The 22,620-nt window shown below is 60.4% G+C and carries 26 protein-coding genes; 12 read left to right on the top strand and 14 right to left on the bottom strand.

The window, feature by feature from the left end:
• The first annotated feature begins 59 nt into the window (after positions 1-59).
• A complete protein-coding gene (locus tag GGU46_RS17240) occupies positions 60-1,406 on the top strand; it encodes a type IX secretion system plug protein (protein WP_183404812.1) in 1,347 nt (448 codons plus the stop codon).
• Between the two features lie 93 nt (positions 1,407-1,499).
• Here the strand turns inward: GGU46_RS17240 and GGU46_RS17235 are convergent, their stop codons facing one another.
• Positions 1,500-2,450, bottom strand: a complete 951-nt coding sequence (locus GGU46_RS17235; RefSeq protein WP_183404811.1) for a hypothetical protein — start codon at positions 2,448-2,450, stop codon at positions 1,500-1,502.
• A gap of 377 nt (positions 2,451-2,827) precedes the next feature.
• On the opposite strand from GGU46_RS17235, the gene GGU46_RS17230 reads away from it, so the two are divergent.
• Complete coding sequence (locus tag GGU46_RS17230) at positions 2,828-4,279, top strand: M48 family metalloprotease (protein WP_183404810.1); 1,452 nt, start codon at positions 2,828-2,830, stop codon at positions 4,277-4,279.
• 121 nt (positions 4,280-4,400) lie between these two features.
• Here GGU46_RS17230 and GGU46_RS17225 read toward each other — a convergent pair whose 3' ends face one another.
• The 4 genes from GGU46_RS17225 to GGU46_RS17210 form a co-directional block, all read right to left on the bottom strand.
• Positions 4,401-4,856: a hypothetical protein gene (locus GGU46_RS17225; RefSeq protein WP_183404809.1), complete on the bottom strand. Its 456-nt coding sequence runs from the start codon at positions 4,854-4,856 to the stop codon at positions 4,401-4,403.
• Between the two features lie 83 nt (positions 4,857-4,939).
• On the bottom strand, positions 4,940-5,149 hold the full coding sequence (locus tag GGU46_RS17220) for an alkylphosphonate utilization protein (RefSeq protein WP_183404808.1): 210 nt from the start codon (positions 5,147-5,149) through the stop codon (positions 4,940-4,942).
• A gap of 23 nt (positions 5,150-5,172) precedes the next feature.
• Complete coding sequence (gene ychF, locus GGU46_RS17215; RefSeq protein ID WP_183404807.1) at positions 5,173-6,270, bottom strand: redox-regulated ATPase YchF; 1,098 nt, start codon at positions 6,268-6,270, stop codon at positions 5,173-5,175.
• Between the two features lie 225 nt (positions 6,271-6,495).
• On the bottom strand, positions 6,496-6,837 hold the full coding sequence (locus GGU46_RS17210) for a DUF3276 family protein (protein ID WP_183404806.1): 342 nt from the start codon (positions 6,835-6,837) through the stop codon (positions 6,496-6,498).
• Between the two features lie 467 nt (positions 6,838-7,304).
• On the opposite strand from GGU46_RS17210, the gene GGU46_RS17205 reads away from it, so the two are divergent.
• From GGU46_RS17205 to GGU46_RS17195, 3 genes are read left to right on the top strand one after another with little or no spacing between them, the layout of a single operon-like run.
• On the top strand, positions 7,305-8,225 hold the full coding sequence (locus GGU46_RS17205) for a DUF58 domain-containing protein (RefSeq protein ID WP_183404805.1): 921 nt from the start codon (positions 7,305-7,307) through the stop codon (positions 8,223-8,225).
• 16 nt (positions 8,226-8,241) lie between these two features.
• Positions 8,242-8,499, top strand: a complete 258-nt coding sequence (locus tag GGU46_RS17200; protein WP_183404804.1) for a hypothetical protein — start codon at positions 8,242-8,244, stop codon at positions 8,497-8,499.
• Between the two features lie 21 nt (positions 8,500-8,520).
• On the top strand, positions 8,521-8,730 hold the full coding sequence (locus GGU46_RS17195) for a hypothetical protein (RefSeq protein WP_183404803.1): 210 nt from the start codon (positions 8,521-8,523) through the stop codon (positions 8,728-8,730).
• 3 nt (positions 8,731-8,733) lie between these two features.
• On the opposite strand, the gene GGU46_RS17190 is transcribed toward GGU46_RS17195, so the two are convergent.
• The 3 genes from GGU46_RS17190 to GGU46_RS17180 all read right to left on the bottom strand — a co-directional run bounded on the left by GGU46_RS17190 (position 8,734) and on the right by GGU46_RS17180 (position 11,387).
• Complete coding sequence (locus GGU46_RS17190; RefSeq protein ID WP_183404802.1) at positions 8,734-9,372, bottom strand: DNA-3-methyladenine glycosylase family protein; 639 nt, start codon at positions 9,370-9,372, stop codon at positions 8,734-8,736.
• Between the two features lie 19 nt (positions 9,373-9,391).
• Positions 9,392-10,057: a metallophosphoesterase gene (locus GGU46_RS17185; RefSeq protein ID WP_183404801.1), complete on the bottom strand. Its 666-nt coding sequence runs from the start codon at positions 10,055-10,057 to the stop codon at positions 9,392-9,394.
• Positions 10,058-10,361: 304 nt separating this feature from the next.
• Positions 10,362-11,387, bottom strand: a complete 1,026-nt coding sequence (locus tag GGU46_RS17180; RefSeq protein ID WP_183404800.1) for a threonine aldolase family protein — start codon at positions 11,385-11,387, stop codon at positions 10,362-10,364.
• A 99-nt stretch (positions 11,388-11,486) separates the two neighbouring features.
• Here GGU46_RS17180 and GGU46_RS17175 point away from each other — a divergent pair, with 99 nt between their 5' ends.
• A complete protein-coding gene (locus GGU46_RS17175; RefSeq protein ID WP_183404799.1) occupies positions 11,487-11,657 on the top strand; it encodes a hypothetical protein in 171 nt (56 codons plus the stop codon).
• A gap of 116 nt (positions 11,658-11,773) precedes the next feature.
• Here GGU46_RS17175 and GGU46_RS17170 read toward each other — a convergent pair whose 3' ends face one another.
• A complete protein-coding gene (locus GGU46_RS17170) occupies positions 11,774-12,268 on the bottom strand; it encodes a metallophosphoesterase family protein (protein WP_183404798.1) in 495 nt (164 codons plus the stop codon).
• 274 nt (positions 12,269-12,542) lie between these two features.
• On the opposite strand from GGU46_RS17170, the gene GGU46_RS17165 reads away from it, so the two are divergent.
• Together GGU46_RS17165 and GGU46_RS17160 are read left to right on the top strand one after the other, a co-directional pair.
• Complete coding sequence (locus tag GGU46_RS17165; RefSeq protein ID WP_183404797.1) at positions 12,543-13,244, top strand: NUDIX hydrolase; 702 nt, start codon at positions 12,543-12,545, stop codon at positions 13,242-13,244.
• 22 nt (positions 13,245-13,266) lie between these two features.
• Positions 13,267-13,740 carry a hypothetical protein gene (locus GGU46_RS17160; RefSeq protein ID WP_183404796.1) on the top strand — a complete coding sequence of 158 codons (474 nt, stop codon included), beginning with the start codon at positions 13,267-13,269 and terminating at the stop codon, positions 13,738-13,740.
• Between the two features lie 22 nt (positions 13,741-13,762).
• Here the strand turns inward: GGU46_RS17160 and coaD are convergent, their stop codons facing one another.
• The 4 genes from coaD to GGU46_RS17140 all read right to left on the bottom strand — a co-directional run bounded on the left by coaD (position 13,763) and on the right by GGU46_RS17140 (position 16,588).
• Complete coding sequence (coaD, locus tag GGU46_RS17155; RefSeq protein ID WP_183404795.1) at positions 13,763-14,227, bottom strand: pantetheine-phosphate adenylyltransferase; 465 nt, start codon at positions 14,225-14,227, stop codon at positions 13,763-13,765.
• Between the two features lie 110 nt (positions 14,228-14,337).
• Positions 14,338-15,216 carry a DUF3822 family protein gene (locus GGU46_RS17150; RefSeq protein WP_183404794.1) on the bottom strand — a complete coding sequence of 293 codons (879 nt, stop codon included), beginning with the start codon at positions 15,214-15,216 and terminating at the stop codon, positions 14,338-14,340.
• A gap of 158 nt (positions 15,217-15,374) precedes the next feature.
• A complete protein-coding gene (locus GGU46_RS17145) occupies positions 15,375-15,884 on the bottom strand; it encodes an NUDIX domain-containing protein (RefSeq protein WP_183404793.1) in 510 nt (169 codons plus the stop codon).
• A gap of 95 nt (positions 15,885-15,979) precedes the next feature.
• Complete coding sequence (locus GGU46_RS17140) at positions 15,980-16,588, bottom strand: DUF4126 domain-containing protein (protein ID WP_183404792.1); 609 nt, start codon at positions 16,586-16,588, stop codon at positions 15,980-15,982.
• A gap of 81 nt (positions 16,589-16,669) precedes the next feature.
• Here GGU46_RS17140 and GGU46_RS17135 point away from each other — a divergent pair, with 81 nt between their 5' ends.
• From GGU46_RS17135 to GGU46_RS17120, 4 genes are all read left to right on the top strand, one after another.
• Positions 16,670-17,104: a PaaI family thioesterase gene (locus tag GGU46_RS17135; RefSeq protein WP_183404791.1), complete on the top strand. Its 435-nt coding sequence runs from the start codon at positions 16,670-16,672 to the stop codon at positions 17,102-17,104.
• A gap of 71 nt (positions 17,105-17,175) precedes the next feature.
• The gene (locus tag GGU46_RS17130; protein ID WP_184094093.1) at positions 17,176-19,392 is read left to right on the top strand and encodes a tetratricopeptide repeat-containing sensor histidine kinase; all 2,217 of its coding nucleotides are present in this window, start codon (positions 17,176-17,178) and stop codon (positions 19,390-19,392) included.
• 589 nt (positions 19,393-19,981) lie between these two features.
• Positions 19,982-21,406, top strand: a complete 1,425-nt coding sequence (locus GGU46_RS17125; RefSeq protein WP_183404789.1) for an ATP-dependent DNA helicase — start codon at positions 19,982-19,984, stop codon at positions 21,404-21,406.
• A 209-nt stretch (positions 21,407-21,615) separates the two neighbouring features.
• Positions 21,616-22,155 (top strand): DUF1573 domain-containing protein, encoded by a 540-nt coding sequence (locus GGU46_RS17120; protein ID WP_183404788.1) that lies wholly within the window; start codon positions 21,616-21,618, stop codon positions 22,153-22,155.
• Between the two features lie 76 nt (positions 22,156-22,231).
• On the opposite strand, the gene GGU46_RS17115 is transcribed toward GGU46_RS17120, so the two are convergent.
• A complete protein-coding gene (locus tag GGU46_RS17115) occupies positions 22,232-22,609 on the bottom strand; it encodes a DUF423 domain-containing protein (RefSeq protein ID WP_183404787.1) in 378 nt (125 codons plus the stop codon).
• Positions 22,610-22,620: the final 11 nt, after the last annotated feature.

The raw sequence follows: 22,620 nt of genomic DNA, 5'->3' as shown, positions 1-22,620 counted from the left end.
GCCGGGGTGCTGCCGCCCGTGTGCGCTATAAGTGCGCCGTATCGCCTACATTCGTTCTTATGCGCTACCGTTTCCTGCCCGCCTTTCTGCTCCTGACGGCTACGGCCTGCGTGCCTCTGGGCACGCCCATCACGGACCCCAACGCCGCCCGCCGCCCCGCCACCCCCGGCCAGCGCGGCCCCGAGTACTACGCCGACAAAGCCCTGCGGTATGAGGATGCTATTTATGACCCCAACGTGCGCACGGTGCAGTGCTACGTGCCCACGGGGCAAGTGAATGAAGTGTTTAATCCGCCCGTAGTGCCGCTGGCGCAGGGCCAGCCTGCGGTGCTGGAGTTCGACGTGCTGGCCGGGCAGGGGCAGCGCCTCACGGCCAAGCTAGTGCACTGCGACCTGAACTGGCAGCCCTCCGTGCTGACGGACATGCAGTTTCTGTCGGAAATCAATGAGCAAACCATCACGGACTACCGGGCCTCGGTGAGCACTAAAGTGCCCTACTACCACTACCGCCTCCAGATGCCGCGGGTGAAGCTCTCGGGCAACTACCTGTGGGTGGTGCAGGGGCCGGGCGGCACGCCCCTGCTGAGCCGGCGGGTGCTGGTGTTCGAGGAAGGCGGCGTGCAGGTGTACCTGCGCCAGGGCATTCCGGTGGCCGGGCAGGAGCGCTACACCCTGCAACAGCTCGATTTCGGTATCCGCTACACCATGCAGCTAGTAAACCCGGCCCAGGAAGTGAAGGTGGTGCTGCGCCAGAACTACCGCTGGGACAATGCCAGGTACAACCTGCGCCCCACCTTCGTGCGCGACGCCGAGCGCCAGCTGGATTATCAGTACTTCAACTTCGAAAACGCCTTCCCGGCCCTGAGCGAGTTCCGCTTCGTTGATTTGCGCACGTTCCGCTCCCTGGGGGTTGGCGTGGCCCGCATTGATCCGGAGGCTACCCCCCGCGCCGCCCTGCTGCTGCCCGAGGCCACTCGCAACGGCCAAGCCTACTCCCAGTACGACGACATCAACGGGCAGCGTGTGATTGAGAGCCGCGAGTACGGCAACGGCGCCACCAACGCCGACTACCTCGACGTGACGTTTCAGCTGCGCGCCGCCCAGCCCGCGCCCGGTCCGGTGTACGTCATCGGGGCGCTGTCCGACTGGCAGTTCCGCGACGAGTTCAAGCTCACGTACGATGCCGCCGCCCAGCAGTACACCGGCCACGCCCTGCTCAAACAGGGCTACTATAATTACCTCTACGCCGTGCAAACGCCCCAGGGCCCCAACAGCGTGTACTGGGAAGGCAGCCACCAGGAAACCGAAAACCGCTACGACCTGCTGGTGTACTACCGCCCGCCCGGCACCCGCTCCGATCTGCTGATCGGCTACCAGACTATTACCGTAAACGGGCGCCAGCCCTAAAATCATCTTCTTCCTGAAAGCAACAGCGGCGCCCTAGTACCAGGGCGTCGCTGTTGTAGTACGCTCATGCTAACGGGTTAAGCCGTAGCGGTGCTACGGATGGTTCTGGTGTACTACCGCTTCGTGGCCGGTGCCGTTCTGGGCTACCGTGCTGCTCTGGCCCGAAAGGCCCTGGTATGTGCGGGCCTCGTTCAGAATGCCGGCCTGCTGTTGGCTGGCTACGCTGTTGAAGCTGTCCTGCTCGATGAAGGCCTGGTTGCCGCCACCCGAAACGCCCAGGCCCTGGGCCTGGTAAGCCCGGTTGTCGGAGCCGGTTTGCTCCACGACCGCCTGGTTGCCCAAGCCGTCGCTCTGGCTTTGCTCGGCCACGTTGCGGTTGCCAAGCTGCCGGGCCGAGGCTGTGTTATACCCAGATGACTGCGTCTGGACCAGTCGGTTGTCGTTGCCTACCTGCACTCCAGTAGCTTCATGGCTGATGCCGCGCTGGCTCTGGTAGGAGTAATTGCGGTTGCCTGCCGAGGAAAGCGTTGCAGTGCTCCCTGAGCCTTCCTGGTGCTGCTCGGCGGTGTTGGCATTTCCTACCTGATTGATGGAAGCCTGCAGGGCCCGGCCCCGCTGATCCTGCAGGGCCTCATTGCGGCTGCCAATCTGGATGACGGATGTCGTACCCTGGCCTACCTGGGTTTGCGTACTCTGGTTATCGTTGCCGAGCTGCACGGCGGCTACGTTACCTGCGCCTAAGGAGTTTCCCGTCTGCGACTGGGTAACAGCGTTGCGGATACCCGTTTGAGTGGCCGTGGCGGTGTAGTCGCGGCCACTTTGGGTTTGCTGCAGCGTGTTGCGGTTGCCCGCCTGCGTGCCCGTAGCCGTGTTACCTGTCCCGCTTTGCAGTACGGCAATGGTATTGCGGCTGCCGCGCTGCGTATCGGTGGCGGCGTTATCGTCGCCTACTTGCTGTACCGTGGTCAGGTTGTTTTGGGCGTAAGCGCTGCTGCCTGCCAAAGCCAACGTAACGCAAAGCACCATTTGAGTAGTCTTTTTCATGCTAGAAGATGGAATGAGGAGTGAAGGTGAATGATAGGGTATAATTAGTTAATTAATATTAATTATTAAAATAATTTCATAAAATCAGTTAATGCATTATCCGGTTTCCGTGTAGTCGATTCCTGTATGATGTAGTGACGCCTACTCGCGTTTCAATCGTTGAACGCCAGCCCCTGAGCACCCCACGAGGAGCAGGCAACAGGATGTGGGCGTATTTCCAACCTTTGCTACACCGTCTGGAAAACCGCGCATGGTAGCCGACTATCTGAATCGGCACGGAATTGGTCTAGTGGATAGCGGTTCTGTAACCTTCCGGCCGCGGAGCTTCGTTGCAGGCGTATTCCTACTCCTGGCTCACCACCCTAGCTCTCTCACTCATGTACCCTACCTTCACCTCTGTTCTGCACGCCGGTGCTACGCTGGCTTTATTGCTCCCGCTGAGCGGCTCCCAGCCCGCCACTGTCTCTTCCGCCGCGCTGCCGGCCGCTCCCGTGCAAGGCGCTCAGCCCGACCCGCAGGTAATTGCCCAGTTTGGCCTGCTCGACAATGCCAAGCTCCAGAGCTACATTGATCAGAAGGGCATGCAGATGGGGCGCATTTCCGACCGCCCCGCCGACGTCAAAGGCTTTACTGTTGTCGATTCGCCCATTATCAACGCTTTTGCTACCCCCGATGGGCACGTGTACTTCACGCGCGGTATTCTGGCCCACTTCAACAACGAGGCACAGTTCAGCGGGGTACTCGGCCACGAAATCGGGCATATTACGGCCCGCCACGGCCAGAAGCAGCAGACCCGCTCCACCATTGCCAACGGGGCCCTGATTCTGGGTTCCATCCTTTCCAAACGCGTTGCCTCCATTGCCCAGCCGGCCTCGCAGGTAGTGGGCCTGGGCCTGCTCAAGTATGGCCGCGACGACGAAAACGAATCGGATAAGCTGGGGGTGAAGTATTCCAGCAAAATCGGGTACGACCCGGCGTCCATGGCCGATTTCTTTCTGACCCTCGCACGTACCGAGCAAAGCAGCGGGGCCGCCACCGTGCCCACGTTCCTGTCCTCGCACCCCAACTCCGCCGACCGCTACACGAACGTGAAAAAGCTGGCCCAGCAGGCCGAGCAGCAAGCCGGCCGCCAGCTGGCCGTCAACCGCGACCAGTACCTGCGCCTGATTGACGGGCTGGCCTACGGCGACAATCCGCGCGAGGGCTATGTGGAAAACAGCGTGTTTTACCACCCCGATCTGAAGTTCCAGTTCCCGATACCAACGGGTTGGAAGTCGCAGAACTCGCCCAGCCAGTTCCAGATGGCCGAGCCCAACGGCAAAGCCGTCATCGTGCTGCTGCCCGCCGGTAATGGCGCCCTCGATGCTGCCGCGCAAAGCCTGGCCGAGCAGTTGAAGCTGCAGAATGCCCAGGCCAGCCGCACCACCATCAACGGCTTCTCAGCCATTGCCATCCAGGGCGACCAGGTAGGGCAGGACCAGCGAACCGGCCAGCAGGGCATCACGGCCCGCACCCTCACCTACATCATCCAGGACGGCCAGAGCCTCTACGCCTTCGTGGGCCTGACCTCACCCAACGATTTCAGCACGTACGCCCCGCAGTTCCAGCGCACGGCCCAGAACTACCGCCGCCTCACCGATGCCGCCAAGCTCAATAAGCAACCCGAGCGCATCCGCATCAAAACCGCCAAAGCCGGCCAGACGCTGGCCTCGGCCCTCGCCGCCAACGGCATCCCGAGCAAACGCTACGAGGAAATGGCTATCCTCAACGGCATGAAAACCACCGATAAAATGACGGCCGGTATGTTGTTTAAGGTGGTAGGGAAATAGAATACAGTTCCAGGCAAAACAAAAGAGATACTTATTCAAAGTGCCTCTTTTGTTTTGCCTGGAACTGCGTTTAGGAAGTAAGCAGAACTTCGTGTTGAGGCTTAGCTGAATAACCAGCTCTCTATTCGGGAAGAATGATCTGTTTGATGCTTGTTATTCTATACCGACCTGGATACAAGCGATTTATTAGAATAGAGCCGGCAATACGGATGGAATCAATAGTAGCTTCTGGCGTATCATAGTCCCACTCAAGTGTGAGTTCAGCAGCAGATATATACTGCTTCCTGAAGTCCTTTCTCTTGACATAAAAGGAATCAGCTGCACTTTCCCACGATGTGCGCATGATGGCAAATTGAAACTGATTTGGATTAACGCTACGAGCAATGTGCGCGTCAATTTGTGATACAGTCTTGCCTAACGGAATAGTATCGTTGATTTCACAGGGAATGAAGTAGTCGGAACTTGTGCAATTCCGTGATTGATCTAAGACAAGGATACCTCGTTCATTGATTATGCGAGGATATCTATTGCAACTATTCGCTGCTGCGAATAGTATCAGCCATCCTACTTTCTTCATAGCAATAAGATATAAAGGCAAAGCGCCCCGGCCGAACCATTTGACCGGGGCGCTTAAGTTACAACGCTACTGCAGAGGCAGGACTAGGCTTTCTTCACGAATTCGGTTTTGATAACCAGCATGCTACCCCCGGCGCGGCCTTCAATCTCGGCGGGCGAGTTGGTGAGGCGGATGTTTTTGACCACGGTGCCACGCTTTAGCGCCTGCGCCATGCCCTTTACTTTCAGGTCCTTGGTAATGGTAACCGAGTCGCCTTCGGTGAGCGGGTTGCCGTTGCTGTCTTTAACTTCCATAGGAGAGGGTAGGGAATCCGTGATTACACGTTGAAGCGGAAGTGCATGATGTCGCCGTCCTGCACCACGTAGTCCTTGCCTTCTACGGCCATTTTGCCGGCTTCCTTGATCTTTACCTCGGTCTTGTACTCCTGGTAGTCGGCCAGCTTGATAACCTCGGCCCGGATAAAGCCCTTCTCGAAGTCGGAGTGGATAACACCGGCGGCCTGGGGAGCTTTGTCGCCCTTGTGGATGGTCCAGGCGCGTACTTCCTGCACGCCGGCCGTGAAGTAGGTAATCAGGTTGAGCAGGGAATAGGAAGCGCGGATCAGGCGGTTCAGGCCCGACTCTTTCAGGCCGTATTCAGCCAGGAACATTTCCTTTTCCTCGGGGTCTTCCATCTCGGCAATCTGCGACTCAATGGCGGCCGATACCAGCACCACTTCGGCGCCTTCCTGGGCTACGTGGGCCTGCAGGGCGGCCGTGTGGGCGTTACCGTCCTGAATGCTGGCCTCGTCCACGTTGGCCACGTAAATCACCGGCTTGATGGTCAGCAGCTGCAGATCGGCTACGGCTTCCAGCTCCTCGGGGGTAGCCTGCACGGCGCGGGCGTTCTGGCCGGCTTCCAGGGCTTCCTTGAAGCGCTGCAGGGCCGCTACCTCTTTCTTGGCCACGGCATCACCACTCTTGGCCGAACGCTCCGACTTAGCCAGCTTCTTGTCGATGCTTTCCAGATCCTTAATCTGCAGCTCCGTATCAATTACGTCCTTGTCGAAGACGGGGTCAACGCCGCCGGCTACGTGCACGATGTTGGGGTCGTCGAAGCAGCGGATAACGTGGATAATAGCGTCCACTTCGCGGATGTTGGCTAGGAACTTGTTGCCCAGCCCTTCACCCTTGGAGGCACCTTTTACCAGCCCCGCAATGTCCACGAACTCAATGATGGTAGGCAGCACGCGCTTGGGGTTTACCAGCTGCTCCAGAATCTGGAGGCGCTCATCGGGCACGGTAATCACGCCCACGTTCGGCTCAATGGTGCAGAAGGGGTAGTTGGCCGACTCGGCCTTGGCGTTAGAAAGAGCGTTGAACAGCGTGGATTTGCCCACGTTCGGCAGGCCGACGATACCGCAGCGGAGACCCATATGACGGTGAAATAGTGAGTTAGTGAGATGGTGAGTTGCCCCCAAAGGGCAATTCGTGGCGCAAAGGTACGGCACTTTTACGGGGAAAGCACGGCGCGTAAGGTAGCGCACGTGGCCAGCGGGCCAGAACGCGGAACGGCGCGCCTGGCCAAAGCCGGACGCGCCGTATAACAAGAAGCAAAAAAATGCTGAGTAGGGTGTGTTTCGCTAGGCTGGCGGTGCTGGTTAGTAGGTGTCGTCGGCGCGGTTGTAGTTGCTTTCCCGCTCGTCGTAGGCGGGGCGGGGGCGGTCCAGCTCGGCTACCTCCTCGGGGGTCAGCAGCTCTTCGCGTACGTAATCCACGGCATCCTGCAGGGCATCCACAAACTTGAGAAAATCTTCCTTGTAGAGGAAAATCTTGTGCTTCTCGTAGGAGAAGGTATCGTCGTCGCGCAGGCGACGCTTGCTCTCCGTAATGGTCAGATAGTAGTCCTGGCCGCGGGTAGCTTTCACGTCAAAAAAGTACGTGCGCTTGCCGGCTTTGATGCGCTGGGAGTAAATTTCTTCCTGGTCGTGACGGTCTTCCACAGTTCCTTCCGGTAAATTTTTGTTATTCCAAGATGATTGAAGTTCAGCGCAAAATACGTGCTTTCAATCATATATAAAAATTTGAAGGCTGGCTTTTTCCTTTTCCGGGCCTTGGGCTGTCAAAACCTCGCAAAGTGTGAAAAATAAGCCAGATGTGTCGATTCGGAGCACTACATGAGCGACTGGTATAAAAGCAAGATTAATATACTGAAATTTATATATTGATCGTGTAGTCAAGAACACAGCTAAGCTCCTCCATGAACTGCCTTAGGGCTCAGCTTCCGCTTCCCTGCTGCTGAAGGGTAGAAACATGGTCGGGGGTGTGCTTAAGCGGAGTGAGCTGCTGGCTGGCCGCCTGCGTCAAACCGAACCGCCCGCATATGCCGGCTGTTGCTGCCAACAGGCTGCCCGCCGCGGGTTTCCTTGTACCTTAGGGCTACCTTCCGCCGTTTTCCTACCCCGCTGTTATGGCCCAACCCCTCGACTTAGCCGCTATCCGCTCGTTCGAAAATCTGGAGTTTCTGGCCCGCCAGCTGGTGGAAGGCTTTATTACCGGCCTGCACCAGTCGCCCTACCATGGGTTTTCGGTGGAGTTCTCGGAGCATCGGCTCTACAATCCCGGCGAAAGCACCCGCCACCTCGACTGGAAAGTATTTGCGCGCACTGATAAGCTGTTCGTGAAGCGCTACGAAGAGGAAACCAACCTGCGCTGCCACCTGCTGCTCGATGTGAGCCCCAGCATGTACTACCCCGCGCCCTCGCACGATAAGCTGCGGTTTTCGGTGCTGTGCGCGGCGGCCATTACCACGCTCCTGCAAAAGCAGCGCGACGCCGTGGGTCTCGTCACCTTCTCCGACCAGGTGGAGCTGCAAACGCCCGTGCGCTCCACCAGCACCCACCGCCACACCCTGCTCCTGACCCTGCAGCAGCTGCTGGAGCGCCCCGCTACCCCCGGCCGCGCCCGCACCGACGTGTCGGGCGTGATTCATGCCATTGCCCAGCAAATCCCGAAACGCTCCTTGGTCGTGCTGTTCTCGGATATGCTGGGCCGGGCCCCCGAGGAGCAAACCGAAACCCTGGCCGCCCTGCAGCATCTGCGCCACCAGCACCACGAAGTGCTGCTCTTTCACGTCATGGACCGCGCCACCGAAGCCAGCTTTAACTTCCAGGACCGGCCCTACCTCTTCGAGGACCTCGAAACCGGCCAGACCATCAAGCTGCAGCCCGCCCAGGTGCGCGAGCAGTACCAGGCCACCATGCGCCGCTACGAGCAGGAGCTAGCCCTGCGCTGCGGGCAGTATAAAATTGACTTCGTGCCCGTGGACATCCGGGAGCCCTTCGATAAGGTGCTGTACGCCTACCTGGTAAAGCGCGGCAAAGCCCGGTAACCAGCTGTTGTACTGTATGGAAGTGTGGTACTGTCGGGTGTGCGGCCTTGATTACGACGAGTCGCCGTGGGGGCCGGATGGGCACACGCCGGATTTCAGCACCTGCGCGTGTTGTGGAGTGGAGTTCGGCTACCAGGATTACACCCCCGATTCAGCCCGGGCGTACCGCGCCCAGTGGCTGGCAGCCGGGGCGGCGTGGTTTTACCCGAATATGAAGCCGCATAACTGGCAACCAGGGGCGCAGCTGCCGCAAGTGCCCGCCGGCTACCACTAGGCTTCTGCGTACTTTTGCTTTATGGATTTCCTCAACCTGCTGTTTTTTGCCTTGCCTGTCTGCCTGCTGTCGGCGGTGATGACCGTTTACATCGCGCACATGTATGGCCGGCGGTTCTGGCCCTGGCTGCTGTTTGGCCTGCTGGTGCCTTTTGTTTCCACCTTCATAGCCATTGGGTTGGGCATCTGGGATGCCCGCCGCAACGAGCGCAACGGCAACCCCGAGGCGTAGGGCCTACCCCGGCGCGTTGTCCAAGGACTGCCATAGGTACTTGCTGGCCAGGGTCCGGTAAGGTCGCCAGGGCTCAGCCAGTTCTAGCATGCGCCGCAGCAGGGCCCGGCCGGTTTCCTGCAGGCCGTAGTGGCGGCGCATGGCGTTCTGAATGCCCAGGTCGCCTTCCGGGAACACGTCGGGCTGGTCGAGGGCAAACATCTGCAGCATCTGGGCGGTCCAGCGGCCTACCCCTTTAATCTGGGTCAGGTGCTGGGTGAATTCTTCCGCCGAAAGCTGGCTGAGGTGGGCGTGGTCGAGCTGGTTGCGGCGGGCAAAATCGGCAATGGCGCGCAGGTAGCCGGCTTTTTGGCGCGAGATGCCCGCCGCCCGTAGCTCCTCATCAGATAGAGAGAGTAACGCGGCCGGCTCGGGGTAGCCCTCGGGTGGGAACAGGGCCTGCACCTTCCGCCAGATGGCCGCCGCCGCCTTCGTGGAAATCTGTTGGCTGACAATGGCCCGCAGCAAAGCCAGGTACAGGTCTTCGTGGGCGGAAGGCTCGATGGGGCGACCCTGTTGGATAATTCGGGCCAAAACCGAATCAGCCTGGGTCAGGTGCTGCAAGGCGGGGCTCAGAGAATTGGGCGGGGGAGGGACAGACATGAGGCAGGGCGGCAAGGGGCTAGGTCAGCACAATATCCAGCAGGGAAGTCGGAGTTAAAACTTCCCCCAGCAATTCGCCCGTGAACGACAGCCGCAGGGCACTCAGGTTGCGGCCAAAACAGGCACCCGTATCAATGTACAGCACGTTGGCGGCCGCATCGAAGGTAGGGGCGCCGGTGTCGGTGGGCGTGTGGCCCACTACCTGCCGCCGGCCCATGTTGCGCAGCGGGCCCCGTCGCCAGAGCACGCCATCCATGTTTTCCGCATCCAGGGGCGCATCCGTGTGGGCAAAGCCCGCGTGGCTGACCAGCACATAATCGTTTTCCCAGGTGAAGGGCCGCTGCCGCAGCCAGCCCAGGTGCTGCTGGAGCAGCTCGGGGCGGCCCTGGTACTGCTGCACCGTAGCCCGGCCGCCCCAACCCAGCCAGGCCGGGTTAGGGCCGGTCGGGCCGAAGTGCTTCAGCATTTCGTGCTCGTGGTTACCCAGCAGAAACACCGTGCGGCCGGGATACTGCCGCTCCAGCTCCAGGGCCAGCTGCACGCACTCCGGCCCGAAACGGCCCCGGTCCACTAGGTCACCGGTCTGGACCAGCAGCTCCTCCTCCGGGCGCCACTGTGCCAGCAACTCCCGAAACGTGTGGTAGCAGCCATGCACATCGCCAATCAGAAAGAGGTTATGGTTCATAAGGGGAGGGGCGGTAGGCGGACGCAAAGTAAGCAAGCTCTTGCGGAGGGAGGAAATAGAGGTGCCACCCTCCCTGGCCGGCCCCCGAGGTAATAGATGCTGAAAAGAGCCTCCGATGCCCGTTGGGCAAGCCATAGCCAGGTTATTTCCTTGACAACGCCCTTGCTAGTTTCCTACCCCCCCCCCCGGACAAAGCAGCCACGTTCGGCTCGGTTGGATGCAAGACCAGAGCGCGCAGCCGGAAGCTGACACTGCTTTCCGTTTCCGGCTGCGCGTTTTGGGTTGGGTGCCGAGGCGTAACGCCCTACATAGCGTCCAGCACCGCTTCCACCCGGCTGATCATCGCATCGTCGATGTCGAGGTGGGTTACCAAGCGAATCATCTGGGGGCCAAAGGAGGCTGCCCGGATGCCATGCTGCTCCAACCGGGCCAGAAATTGCTCGGCCGGGGTGGTATCCTGGAGGCGGAAAATAACCAGGTTGGTTTCCACGGGCAGCACCTCGGCTACGTAGCTCTGGGCGGCCAGCGTAGTGCCCAGCTGCCGGGCGCGGCGGTGGTCGTCGGCGAGGCGCTCTACGTTGTGCTCCAGGGCGTAGAGGCCCGCGGCAGCCAGGTAACCGGCCTGGCGCATGCCCCCGCCCATTACCTTGCGAATGCGCTTGGTTTTCTGAATGAACTGCTTGCTGCCCAGCAGCACCGAGCCAACCGGCGTACCCAGCCCCTTGCTCAGGCACACCGAAATGGTATCGAAGAGGCGGCCGTACGCCTGAGCCGGCTGGCCAGTAGCCACCAGCGCATTGAAGATACGGGCCCCATCGAGGTGCAGCGGAATCTGGTGGCGGCGGGCTACCTCGGCAATGGCCTCCAACTCCGCCAGCGCGTAGCAGCTACCCCCGCCGCGGTTGTGGGTGTTTTCCAGGGAAATCAGGCTGGTGGTGGGGTAGTGCACGTTCACGGGCCGGATGGCAGCCTCTACCTGCGCGGCCGTGAGCCGGCCCCGGTTGCCGGGCAGCAGGGCTACTGAGGCCCCCGAGTGAAAGGCAATGCCGCCCACTTCCCAGAGGTAAATGTGCGAGTTCTGTTCGCAGATTACTTCCGACAGGGGCTCGGTGTGGGCCTTGATGGCAATCTGGTTGGTCATGGTGCCGGAGGGGCAAAACAGGCCGGCTTCCAGCCCAAAGCGAGCGGCAGCCTCCTGCTCCAGAGCCCGTACGGTGGGGTCTTCTTCGTACACGTCGTCGCCCACGCGGGCCTGGAACATGGCTTCCAGCATGGCCGGGGTAGGGCGCGTCACGGTATCGGAACGTAGGTCAATCACGGAATCAGTCATGGGGTTATGGAAGGGAAAAGCGGGAAAGGTTTCCCGGTTTCAAATTTAGTCGTTACTTTTGCCCCTCATTTACTGAAAGACTAAACCGACCCGGAAAAAATGAGCGTTACCCGTCTGAAGCGGAAGCACCGCAAGAACATTGCCCGCGCCAACAACAAGCAGCGCGTTATCAAGCAACTGCTCCTCACCCCCGTTCTGAAAAACGTGGACCTCGACGAGCTGAAAGCCCGCTTCACCAAGAGCGAAGCCACGACCGAAACCGCCGCTTAGTCAGCTGCCTTTCGCGTCTGGTGCACCTACCCCGGTGTCGGTGGGTACCAACCAGAATATTCTAAAGCGTCTTTTCCTGCGGGGAGAGGCGCTTTTTTAGTTCAAGGCACCGCGTTTTACTTCGGGCCTAGCTCAATTACCTGCAACTGCTGCACTTTGCCCGCGGCTACCTCAAACCGCAGCAGGGTGCGCACTTTATGGAAACCGTGGCGGCCGGCCGCGCCGGGGTTGAGGTGGAGCAGGCCCAGTTTGGGGTCGGGCATCACTTTGAGAATGTGGGAGTGGCCGCTAATGAACAGGCCGGGGCGCTCCTGCTGCACCAGCGTGCGGCCAGCCGGACTGTAGTGGCCGGGGTAGCCGCCAATGTGGGTTATTAGCACCCGCAGGCCTTCTATAGCGAAGTTTTGCACCAAGGGCTGAGTGCGGCGCACGTCCTGCCCATCAATGTTGCCATACACGCCGCGCAGGGGAGCCAGAGCAACCAGGGTTTCCGCCACCTCCGCCGTGCCAAAGTCGCCAGCGTGCCAGATTTCATCGCAACCGCGCAAATGGTGCAAAATTCGGTCGTCGAGGTAGCTGTGCGTGTCAGAAAGCAAACCAATTTTCTTCATGAAGCGAAGGTAGGAGGAGGAAAGATAGATGGATAAAGGATGAGGGATTATCGACAGTAGAGGAAGGACACTTCCAGTTTCTTGTGCTTCCATCCTCCTCTATTATCCATCTATCTTTCCTCCATACTCCAACTACCTGCTACCCCTGTACAACACAACCGCAGACATCCCGTATCTTGCCCGACCCCCGGGGCTTTCGTTTCCGGGGAAATATGCTGTGTTTTGCAGCACCCCGCCTGAGTCCCCTTTCTGCCCCTCTCCAGATTACCCCGCGATGAACGTTTTCATCAACGATATTCCGCTGATTATCAAGAAGAACAGCGAGAAGATATACAAGCACAAGTACGACCTGATTCTGAACCCGGAGGATGAGTTCATCTCCAAAGATCTGGTAGGCGACGTGCTGGTGCGCGACGTGACGGACGTGTTCGTGGACCGGCTGCTGCGCCTGATGGAAGTTAAAAAGCTCAAGAAGCTGAGTTCCCTGACGCTGCTGGCCCGCAAAAAGAAGCGCCTGATTCTGCACCTGAAAGACCAGTTCAAGATTGTGAAAGCCGCCGGTGGGCTGGTGGTGCAGGAAGGTAAGATTCTGATGATCTACCGGTTGGGTAAGTGGGACTTGCCTAAAGGCAAGCTGAAAAAAGAAGAGGACCCCATGCTGGGGGCTCTGCGGGAAGTAGAAGAGGAGTGCAACATCAAAGTGGAAATAGGAGAGAAACTTCCCAGCACCTGGCACTCCTATGCCTACAATGGCAACAAAATTCTGAAAAAAACGAACTGGTACATTATGCGCTGCCTCGATGACTCGCTTATGAAGCCCCAGGCCGAAGAGTACATTGAGGAAGTGCGCTGGATGACGCCCCAGGAGGCGCTGGGGGTACTCCAGGAGTCTTACGCCAGCATTGCCCTGGTGGTGCGGCATTACCTGAGTGAAACCGCCGGCCAGACCCCCGCTGACCAGGAATCAGCTAAGTAAATCACTGAATCTGCTCGTGTATATGTCATTTTTCCGTTCTCTGCCCTTGCTGTTGCTGTTGGGAGTTGGGGCCTGCACGGGTGCCCAAACGGCGTCGGAATCACGGACGCCAGCCACGGACGCGGCGGCCCCCGCCGTTGCCCTCGACGTGCCGACCCTGGTAGGGCGCAACATTGACCAGGTACGCCGGGCGCTGGGCCCCCCACGCGAGGCCCGCGACCAAAAAGTAGGAGCCGAGCCTACGGCGGAGCAGATGAAGGCAACCAAAGGCGAAGACTGGATTAATACCTTTGAGCACAACGGGGTGACCGTGGTAGCAACCTTTAACGCCCGCACCCGCAAAGTCCGCGACCTGGTGCTGGTTGGCACGGATGAGGACGAGATTCTGCAGAAAGGCAATCTTAGCCTGACGGCCACGCAGTACATGGTCCTGCCGGTTATCAGCCCCAGCAACAACCGGGAAATCATTGGGATGCGCGTACTTGCCCGGAAGTAACGGCTTATAGCCTGCAACCCGCTTACACGGCCGGAGCAGGCAGCCGGAAGGGCACGAAATCGTTCACATTGCCCCCGAAACGGTGAATTTCGCGGATAATGGTGCTGCTAATGGCAGCCAGCGCCGGCGAGGTAATCAGAAACACGGTTTCCAGCTCCGGGTTTACGTGGCGGTTGGCCTGGGCAATGGTGTTTTCGTACTCGAAGTCGGTGGTGTTGCGCAGGCCCCGCAGCAGAAACCGCGCGCCTACTTCCCGGGCAAAGTCAGCCGTCAGGCCCTTGTACGCCCGCACGGATACCCGCGGCTCGTCGTGAAAAACAGCCTGAATCATCTCCGTCATTTGCTCTACCGGCAGGTAGCGCTGCTTGCTGCTGTTGTTGCCGATGGCAATGATGACCTCATCGAACAGGGCCGCGCCGCGCCGCACCACATCCAGGTGACCATTGGTAAACGGATCAAAAGAGCCGGGAAACAAAGCAATTCGCATAACGCAGCGGGAAAATTGAGCGGGGCAAAGATGGAGGTCTGACGTTCTACTGAAGTAATTGTGGCCCGAGGCGCTGGCTGAACAACCAACTCAGCCGCAATCCGCACTGCTTAGCACAAGTGCAGGGCGTACAGCTCGAAGTAGCGGTACTCGAACACGTCGTTGAGGCGGTAGCTGTAGCCCAGGTCGTAGGGGCGGTTCCCGAACCGGATGTTGCGGATGTACTTGCGCAGAATGGTAAACAGCTCCGAGTCGTGGGTCAGGTCGCCCCACACGGTTACCACGTCCTGGTCGGGGTTGAGCTGCAGCTCCTGCATCACCAGAATAGTGTAGTAGATCAGGTCCTCAGGGGTGCTGAACGGAAACACATTGCAGAACTCCGGCTGCTTGTCGCGCATGGCCAGCAGGGTAACTTCCTGGTAACTGATGCTCAGGTAGATGCGGCGGGAACTGCCCTGCTCGTTCTGATGGGCAATGCCTTCCAGCAGGGCGCTGGTGTGGTGCAGCAGCCGGCCCTCTGGGTAAGTAGCCTGAAACCACTCGGCCAGGGTCCGCTCGGCGGCAAAGATGTTGGTGATTTCCAGGCCCGGGTGGGTGTAGTGCAGTACCTGCTCCCGCTGCGCATCCGTGTTGTGATGCAGCCGCAGGTAGGTGGCCTCGTCGCCGGCCCGAAACAGGGACGCGGGCAGCAAGGTAAAGTGGCGGTTCTGAACGGCCAGGCGCACCCGGTTCCAGCCGGTGCGGCCCAGCAGCTCGTGTTCGGCGGCGAGGGCCTGCAGCTGCGCGGCCAGCGGGGTAGCCGCATCGGGGGCCGCGTAATCTTCCAGGGCCACAAACTTATTGCGGCGCACATCGGCCACGCCTATGCGCAAGCCAGCCGGCCCGGCCGTCAGGTACAGGTTGTAGGCGGAAGGGTTGTCCAGGTCCAGCGTTTCGTCGTGCAGGCGCTGCAGGGCGGCCGGGGCAGGCGTCAGGACGGAAGCGGACATAGGCGTAGCGGAAAAAGTAAACACAAACGAGAAACAGAAGCAAAAGCCCGCTAAAGGTACGCAGGCGCCGCCCGACTCAAAAGCCCTGCCGCGGCGGCGCGGCAGCAGCCAGATAAATGGCCGCCAAATCCCCTTCACCAGCCCAGCCGGCGCGGGCCTTACTGAAAGCGCACCTGCGGAATAAAAACATCATCGGGGCTGATGATGTCGCGCAGCACCGGGTGCACCTGGGAGGGCAGCAGCAGGCCCAGCTGGCGCGGCGTCATAAAGGCCAGTTGCGTGAGCAGCTGGGCATCGGGGGCGTGCTCCGGGTCGAGGCCGAGGCGGGGGGTAGCACTGGGGTCGAGGGGGCGCACCTCAAAGAACAGCTCCAGGGCCTGCAGGCCGGGGCCCCGAAACTCGTGCAGGTGCAGAAAACGTCCTACGCTTACCGCCAGGCCGGTTTCCTCGGCAAATTCCCGTTCCAGCCCCTGGCGCAGCGTCTCGCCAAACTGCCACCCGCCGCCGGGCGGCGACCAGAAGGGCAATTGGTTGGGCAGCAGCCCGCGGTGGGCCGTCAGCAGCAGGGTATCGTTCCGGACCAGCAGGCCGCACACCCGCACTCGGGCCACCCCGGCGTACGCCTCCAGCAGGGAGGCAGGAGTATTACCAGCAGTAAAGTCAGTCATAAAGAAGCTCAGCGTTCGGCCATGCAAGGCGCGAAAACGCAAGCTTACGAAGAAAGCCGGTGGAGCGGCTGACCTGCGGCGGCCAAAGTGCTTTTCTACCGGCCGTCGGCCTGAGCCATGAGGCCGGCCCGGCGCGCTGCCCGGCGCTGCCGCCAGTGCCGCAGCCGCACCAGTACCCACACCACGCCGGCCAGGGCCAGCCCCGCCGTCAGCAGCGGCAGCAGCAGCCCCAGTACCGTGCCCACCAGGGCCAGCAGGTTTTCCAGGGTAGCCAACACCGGGTTACCCAGCCCGGCCGTGGTAACCGTAGAGCCGGCCCGCAGCAGCGAGGTGCCCGTTTGGATAATGCCAGCGGCCCCGCCTCCGGCCAGCACCCCCAGGCCCCAGCGCAGCATCGGGGGCATGTCGGGCAGGGCCGAAGTCATGAGAATAGTGCCGGCAATAAACGCCGCCGGGCCCGTGATGGTGTCCAGCAGGTTATCAACCACGGGAACGTAGTAGCCCAGAATCTCGGCTACCGTGGCCGTGCCCAGCACGGCCACGGCGGGCCAGCTGCCCAGCCAGGCAAAGCCGGCGGCCGGGGTCAGGTAGCCCGTTCGGTACGCCAGAGCAGCGGCCAGCAGCGGCACAAACACCCGAAAGCCGCTGCAGGCCGCCAGCGCCAGGCCCAGGGCCCCACTCAGGAGGTAGTCCAGATGTTCCATGGTCAATCAGTGAAGAAGAAAAGCGCTGTGGCCGGCGGCCTCCCGCCAAACTTCCAAAAGATACGCAACCTTTGCGGCTCTATGACAACTGAATCGCTCGAAACCCGCATCCGCCGCAAGCTTACCCGCCAGCACTTTATGCACCACATTGGGGCCGACCTTACCCGCATTGCAGAGGGTAGGGTGGAAGCCGAGCTGACCCTGCAGCGGCAGCACCAGCAGCACAGCGGCTTTGCCCACGGCGGGCTGGTGGCCACCATGGCCGACCTGGCAGCCGGCTTCGCCGCCGTAACGCTGGTTCCCGATGGTACGGGGGTAGTAACCGTGGAGCTGAAAACCACCTACCTGCGTCCTGGGGTGGGGCAAAAGCTGCGGGCCGTGGGCTGGGTGCTGAAAGCCGGGCGCCGCCTGCACTTCTGCGAATCGGAGGTGTGGTGCGACGACCAGCTGATTGCCAAGGCTACGGCTACGATGGCCGTGGTGGAGCCCCCCGCAACGCTGCCCGCTGAGCAGTAGAGTTTAAGGTTTTCTTCTCACCTTAGCGGAACAGTCCGGGAAGTTTCTCACCGGGTGTGCTCTATCTGGTTATGAAGTGGATTATTACGGTGCTGCTGTCCCTGCTGGGTACGCCTATCCTGGCTCAGCACCGCTACTGGGCCGCCGATTATGACTCGCTGAATGCTGTGCTGCGCCACCAGCCGACCGACACGGCCCGCGTGCGCACCATCCGGCACATGCTGGACGTAGTGGAGCTAACCGAGCCGCGCCGGCGCACGCAAGTACTCCCCTTGCTGGATACGCTGTTTCAGCTGAATGCCCGCACCCGGCAGCTGGATGAGGCGCCGTACCGGGAACTACAGGCCGGGGTGCAGCTGTGGGTTAGCGCCACCCGTTACCCCTTGGCGATGAGTGCTCTGCATCAGGCCATCGAGCTGTTTGATGCCGCCGGCCACCCGGTGCCGCATCTGCTCATCGACCTGGCCCCGCTCTACAACGCCATGCACGAAACTGCCGCGCGCCAGGCCTACTTTCAGCGAAAGCTGATGCAGTATCGGGTAGAGAGAGCCCTGGAAAACCAGGCGGCCTGCTACCTGGTGCTGGGCGGCACCTTCCGCCACCGCGGCGACTACAACCAGGCCATTAGCTACTACCTGCACGCCGCCGACCTGTTCAAGGGGTTCCACCGCCGCCTCTACGCCAACGAGCTGATGGTGGCCGGCACTACCTACGCCGAGTGGGGCAACCCCCAGAAAGCCCTGCATTACCTGAGGCAGGCCTCCGGGCTTAATCAGAAATACGCCATCAATGGGCTGCAGCGCTTTTTTGGGCAGCAGGCGGTGGGCAAGCTGTGTCTGCAGCAGGGCAAGCTCCCCGAGGCCCTGCGCTACGCCAACCTGCTGCTGGAAACCGCCCGCCTCGACTCCGTGGACGGAGCGCAGTTCAGGGCCTACGGCCTGGTGTTCAAAAGCCAGGTGCTGCTGGCCCTCAACCAGTCCGAAGCGGCGCTACCGCTGCTCACGCGGGCTCAGCACCTAGCCGATTCGCTGCGGATGCCCGTGACGGCCCGCCCCGGCGAGTTTGCGCTGGATGCCACCTGGGCCCACTACTACACGGCCCGCCACAACGACGCCCAGGCCGACAAACATTGGGGCCTGGCTTACCAGAAAGCTACTGCCGCCAATTTTCAGATGCTCCGGCTCAAGTACCTGAAACAGATTATTCGCTTTCAAGATGCCCGGGGAGCCGCCGAGGCCACGCGCGTTTACGCCCGCGCCTACTTCAACCTGCTGGATACCCTCAACGAGGCCCAGGGCAGCAACCTGGTGGCGCTGTACGAGGCGGAACGCACCGAGCAGGCTCAAAACGCACAAATCGTTCGGCTGCGCCAGGAAAAAGTAATGCAGGCCATGCGTCTGCGGCAGCGCAACCAGCTGCTGGGGGTAGCGGCCGCGGCCATTTTGCTGGTATCGGGGCTGGGGGTAGCCGTGTATCGGCAGCTGCAAGTCAATAAGCAGACGCTGGCCCAGCTGCGCACCGCCCAGCACCAGTTGGTGCAGTCGGAGAAGTGGGCGTTTGTGGGCGAAGTGTCGGCTGGTATTGCCCACGAGCTGCAGAACCCGCTCAACTTCATGAAGCGGTTTGCGGAGGTAAGCACCACCATGGTGGACACCATGCACAACCCTGAGCAAAAAAATGGGCTGGAGCAGGAGATTTTGGTAGGCCTGCGTCAGAACCTGCAGGAAATCAGCCAGCACGGTATCCGGGCCTCGGCCATCATCAAAGACATGCTGGAACACTCCCGCGCTGGTACCGGGCAGCGGGAGCCAACAGACCTGAACGAGTTGATTCGGGAATATCTATACTTGGCCCGCCAGGCTCCAGAGCTGCGCGAAAAAACGCAGGCGGTAGCTATAGAAACTCATCTAGACCCTGTACTACCCCTTGTGTCGGTGGTTGCTCCGGATATAGGCCGGGTGATGCTGAACCTGTTTACCAATGCTCTGTACGCCGTGGTGCAACGCCAGCACACCGCCGATGCCGCCTACGTCCCCACCGTGCACGTATCTACCGCTGCTCGGCCGGGTGCCGTGGAACTCCGGGTGCGCGACAACGGCATCGGCATGACGCCGGAGGTGCAGGCCAGAGTTTTTCAGGCTTTCTTCACCACCAAGCCTCCCGGTGAGGGCACCGGCCTGGGCCTTTCTCTCAGCTCCGACATCATAAAAAGCCACGGCGGCACTATTACGGTGGAGTCGGGGGTAGGGCGGGGCACGGAGTTCGTCATCACGCTGCCAGTAGCTTAACCCATGGATACCACCGCCGCGAAATATTATGTCAGTTGGTACCGATGGCAAGCACAGGACAGCTATGCACTATGGCTGACTATGCCCTACGAAGATGCGTTATGGGCCGATGAAATGGGTTAGGTTCCTTTATTTGCTACCCCTGGTGAAGTGAGGATACTGGCCGAAAGGTTAGGTGTTACGGTAGAAGGGGAAGCCCCTAGAATGCATGATTTTGACGCTGTAGCGCATTGGATGATGCACTCCAACCGTCTGCCTCCCCGGGAATGCCTTACCACCTGGAATGCATTCGACGATCTGAGTTCGGGCGTTGGGCACGAGTTTGCCGGAAACCGAAAAGCGCCTGTGCGAAACCGGGTGTTTGACTTATTGTACGCACAGAGCGGGCTCTGGAAAATAACTACTGAGCCCATCTGGCGGCGGCAGGAGCGGAAGGTACTGCGGCGTATTCTGCAACAGGGTTTTCGGCTGTGGGAGCGGCATACGTACCGGGTATCGGCGCCAGACAGCGTGCATTCCGGCGCCGCAAACCGCCTACCTCCGCCGGGAGCTTAAACCGGCGTAGCTTTGTTCTCTCGATTACACAGCTATGCTTACCGTCAGAACTCCCTCCGTCCGCGACTATTTCCCCTACGAACCCACCCAGGATCAGGCCACGCTGTTTCGGCAGATGGATGGCTTTCTGGGCGATGCGCTGCCGGGGCGCAAGGCCTTTATCCTGCGCGGTTACGCCGGTACGGGCAAAACCACCGTCGTGAGTGCTCTGGTGCAGTGGCTCCACCGCATGGGCCGCAAATACGTGCTGATGGCCCCCACCGGCCGCGCCGCCAAGGTAATGAGCACCTACTCCGGGGTAGCAGCCAGCACCATCCACAAGAAGATTTACCGCCAAACCAGCGGCACGCCCGCCCAGGGCCTTTCCTTCCAGCGCCAGCCCAACCGCGCCCAGGATACGTTGTTCATCGTGGATGAGGCCTCGATGATTTCCGACGAAAAGGCGTTCGGCGAAAACGGCCTGCTCGACGATTTGATGAACTACGTGTTCGAGAAGCCCTCAAACCGCCTGCTGCTCATCGGCGACACGGCCCAGCTGCCGCCCGTGGGCCAGCTGCTCAGCCCGGCCCTCGATGCCGAGCTGCTGCGCCACCGCTTCCGCGCCCAGGTCGATTCGGTGGAGCTGCGCCAGGTAATGCGCCAGGCCGAGCAGTCGGGCATTCTGATGAACGCCACCGTGCTGCGCGAAGAGCTGCGCGAGGAGCACCCGCAAATCACCTTCTTCACCAAAGGCTACCCCGATATTTTTGCCATGGGCGGCGACAAGCTGGAAGACGGGCTGCGCTGGGCCTACAAGAACTTCGGGCACGAGAACAGCACCATTATCTGCCGCTCCAACAAGAACGCCAACCAGTACAACCAGTACATCCGGCGCATTCTGTTCGAGGCCGAGGATGAAATTGAATCGGGCGACTACCTGATGGTGGTGCGCAACAATTACTACTGGCTGCCCAAGGATTCGGAAATCGGCTTCCTGGCCAACGGTGACTTTGTGCAGGTAGTAAAAATCGTGCGCCTGACCGAAGAGTTTGGCTTCCGCTTCGCCGATGCCCGCGTGCGCCTCGTGGACTACCCCGACGAGCCCGACATGGAAATCAAGCTGCTGCTCGATACCCTGCACACCGAAAGCCCGGCCCTGCCCGCCGACCGGAACAAAGCCCTCTACGACGCCGTGAGTGCCGATTACGCCCACCTCGAAACCAAGAAGGAGCGCACCGCCGCCATGCGCAAAGACCCCTTCCTGAACGCCCTGCAGGTGAAGTTTGCCTACGCCCTCACCTGCCACAAAGCCCAGGGCGGGCAGTGGCAGGCCGTATTTGTGGACCACGGCTTTCTGAAAGAAGACATGGTGAACAGCGAGTTTGCCCGCTGGCTCTACACCGCCGTCACGCGCTCCTCAGAAAAACTGTTTCTGTTGAATTTCAACAAGAAGCTTCTCGCCGACGAAGCGCAGGAATAGGCACCGCCCCGGTCCGACGGGCGTAGCCCGTCCGACCGGGGGAGGAGGCAACGCGAAAAAAACGGCGGAAAAGAACGTAACAACGGCCGCCGTGCGTTGTTGGGTATGTCGGCTTTCGGGGTGCTGGGGCGAAAACTGGCACGTAACTTGGCGCAGCCCCCGAAACTTGTATTTTTGACTACTTCCAACGCTTTTCAGCAGTTCATCCCATGAAAAAAGCACTTCTTCTGGCTCTTTCCCTGTCCGTGATGGGTTTCGCGGCCCAGGCGCAAACGGCGCCCGTAAAGCCGGCCAACGCCCAGGCCAAAGTGGCCGGTCCGCAAATCCAGTTTGAGGAAATGAAGTACGACTTCGGTTCCATCCGCACCGGCGACGTGGTAGAGCACACGTTCAAGTTCAAGAACGTGGGTACTCAGCCCCTGGTGATTTCGAACATCGGTGTAAGCTGCGGCTGCACTACCCCCGACTGGACGAAAGAGCCCGTGATGCCCGGCAAAACCGGCACCGTAACGGCCAAATTCAACAGCGCCGGCAAAATGGGCATGCAGAACAAAGTGCTGACCATTGAGTCGAACTCGGCCGGTGGCAACGCCATGGTGGCCCTGGTAGGCGACGTGAAAGACGCTAACGCTGCCATGACGGCCGCCCCGGCTTCCACCGACGTATCGGCCCCCGCCGACACCAAAGACGCCAAGCAGAAAACCAAGATGGGCGACAGCAAGATCAAAGCCAAGAAGAAAGCTTCCTAAGCACTGGGCTGCCATAGAAAAGCAAAAAGGCTTGCCATCTGGCAAGCCTTTTTGCTTGTAGCAGGGGTAGGAAACGCTACACCTGCCGGGCGGCCAGCAGCAGCACAATCCAGCCGGCAATGAGCAGCACGCCGCCGATGGGCGTAATGGCGCCCAGCTTGGTAATACCCGTCAGGCACAGCACGTACAGCGAGCCGCTGAACACCAGCACGCCGCCCAGCCACAGCCAGGCCGTGGTGCCCAGGCTCTGCAGCTCCGGCTTTACGTGCCACAAAATGCCCACGGCCAGCAGGGCCAGCGCGTGGTAAAACTGGTAGCGTACGGCGGTTTCAAAAGTCTCGAAGCGGCCGGAGGCTTCCAGCATCTTGCGCAGGCCGTGCGCCCCAAAGGCCCCGATTCCGACGCCCAGACCGCCCAGTAAGGCGGCCAGCTGAATAATAAGTCGAGCTGTCATGTAGTTGAGTT

The organism is Hymenobacter latericoloratus (genome assembly GCF_014199535.1).
Taxonomy (GTDB): domain Bacteria; phylum Bacteroidota; class Bacteroidia; order Cytophagales; family Hymenobacteraceae; genus Hymenobacter; species Hymenobacter latericoloratus.
The sequence above is the reverse complement of the archived record's forward strand: the minus strand, read 5'-3'. Positions and strand labels throughout refer to the sequence as shown.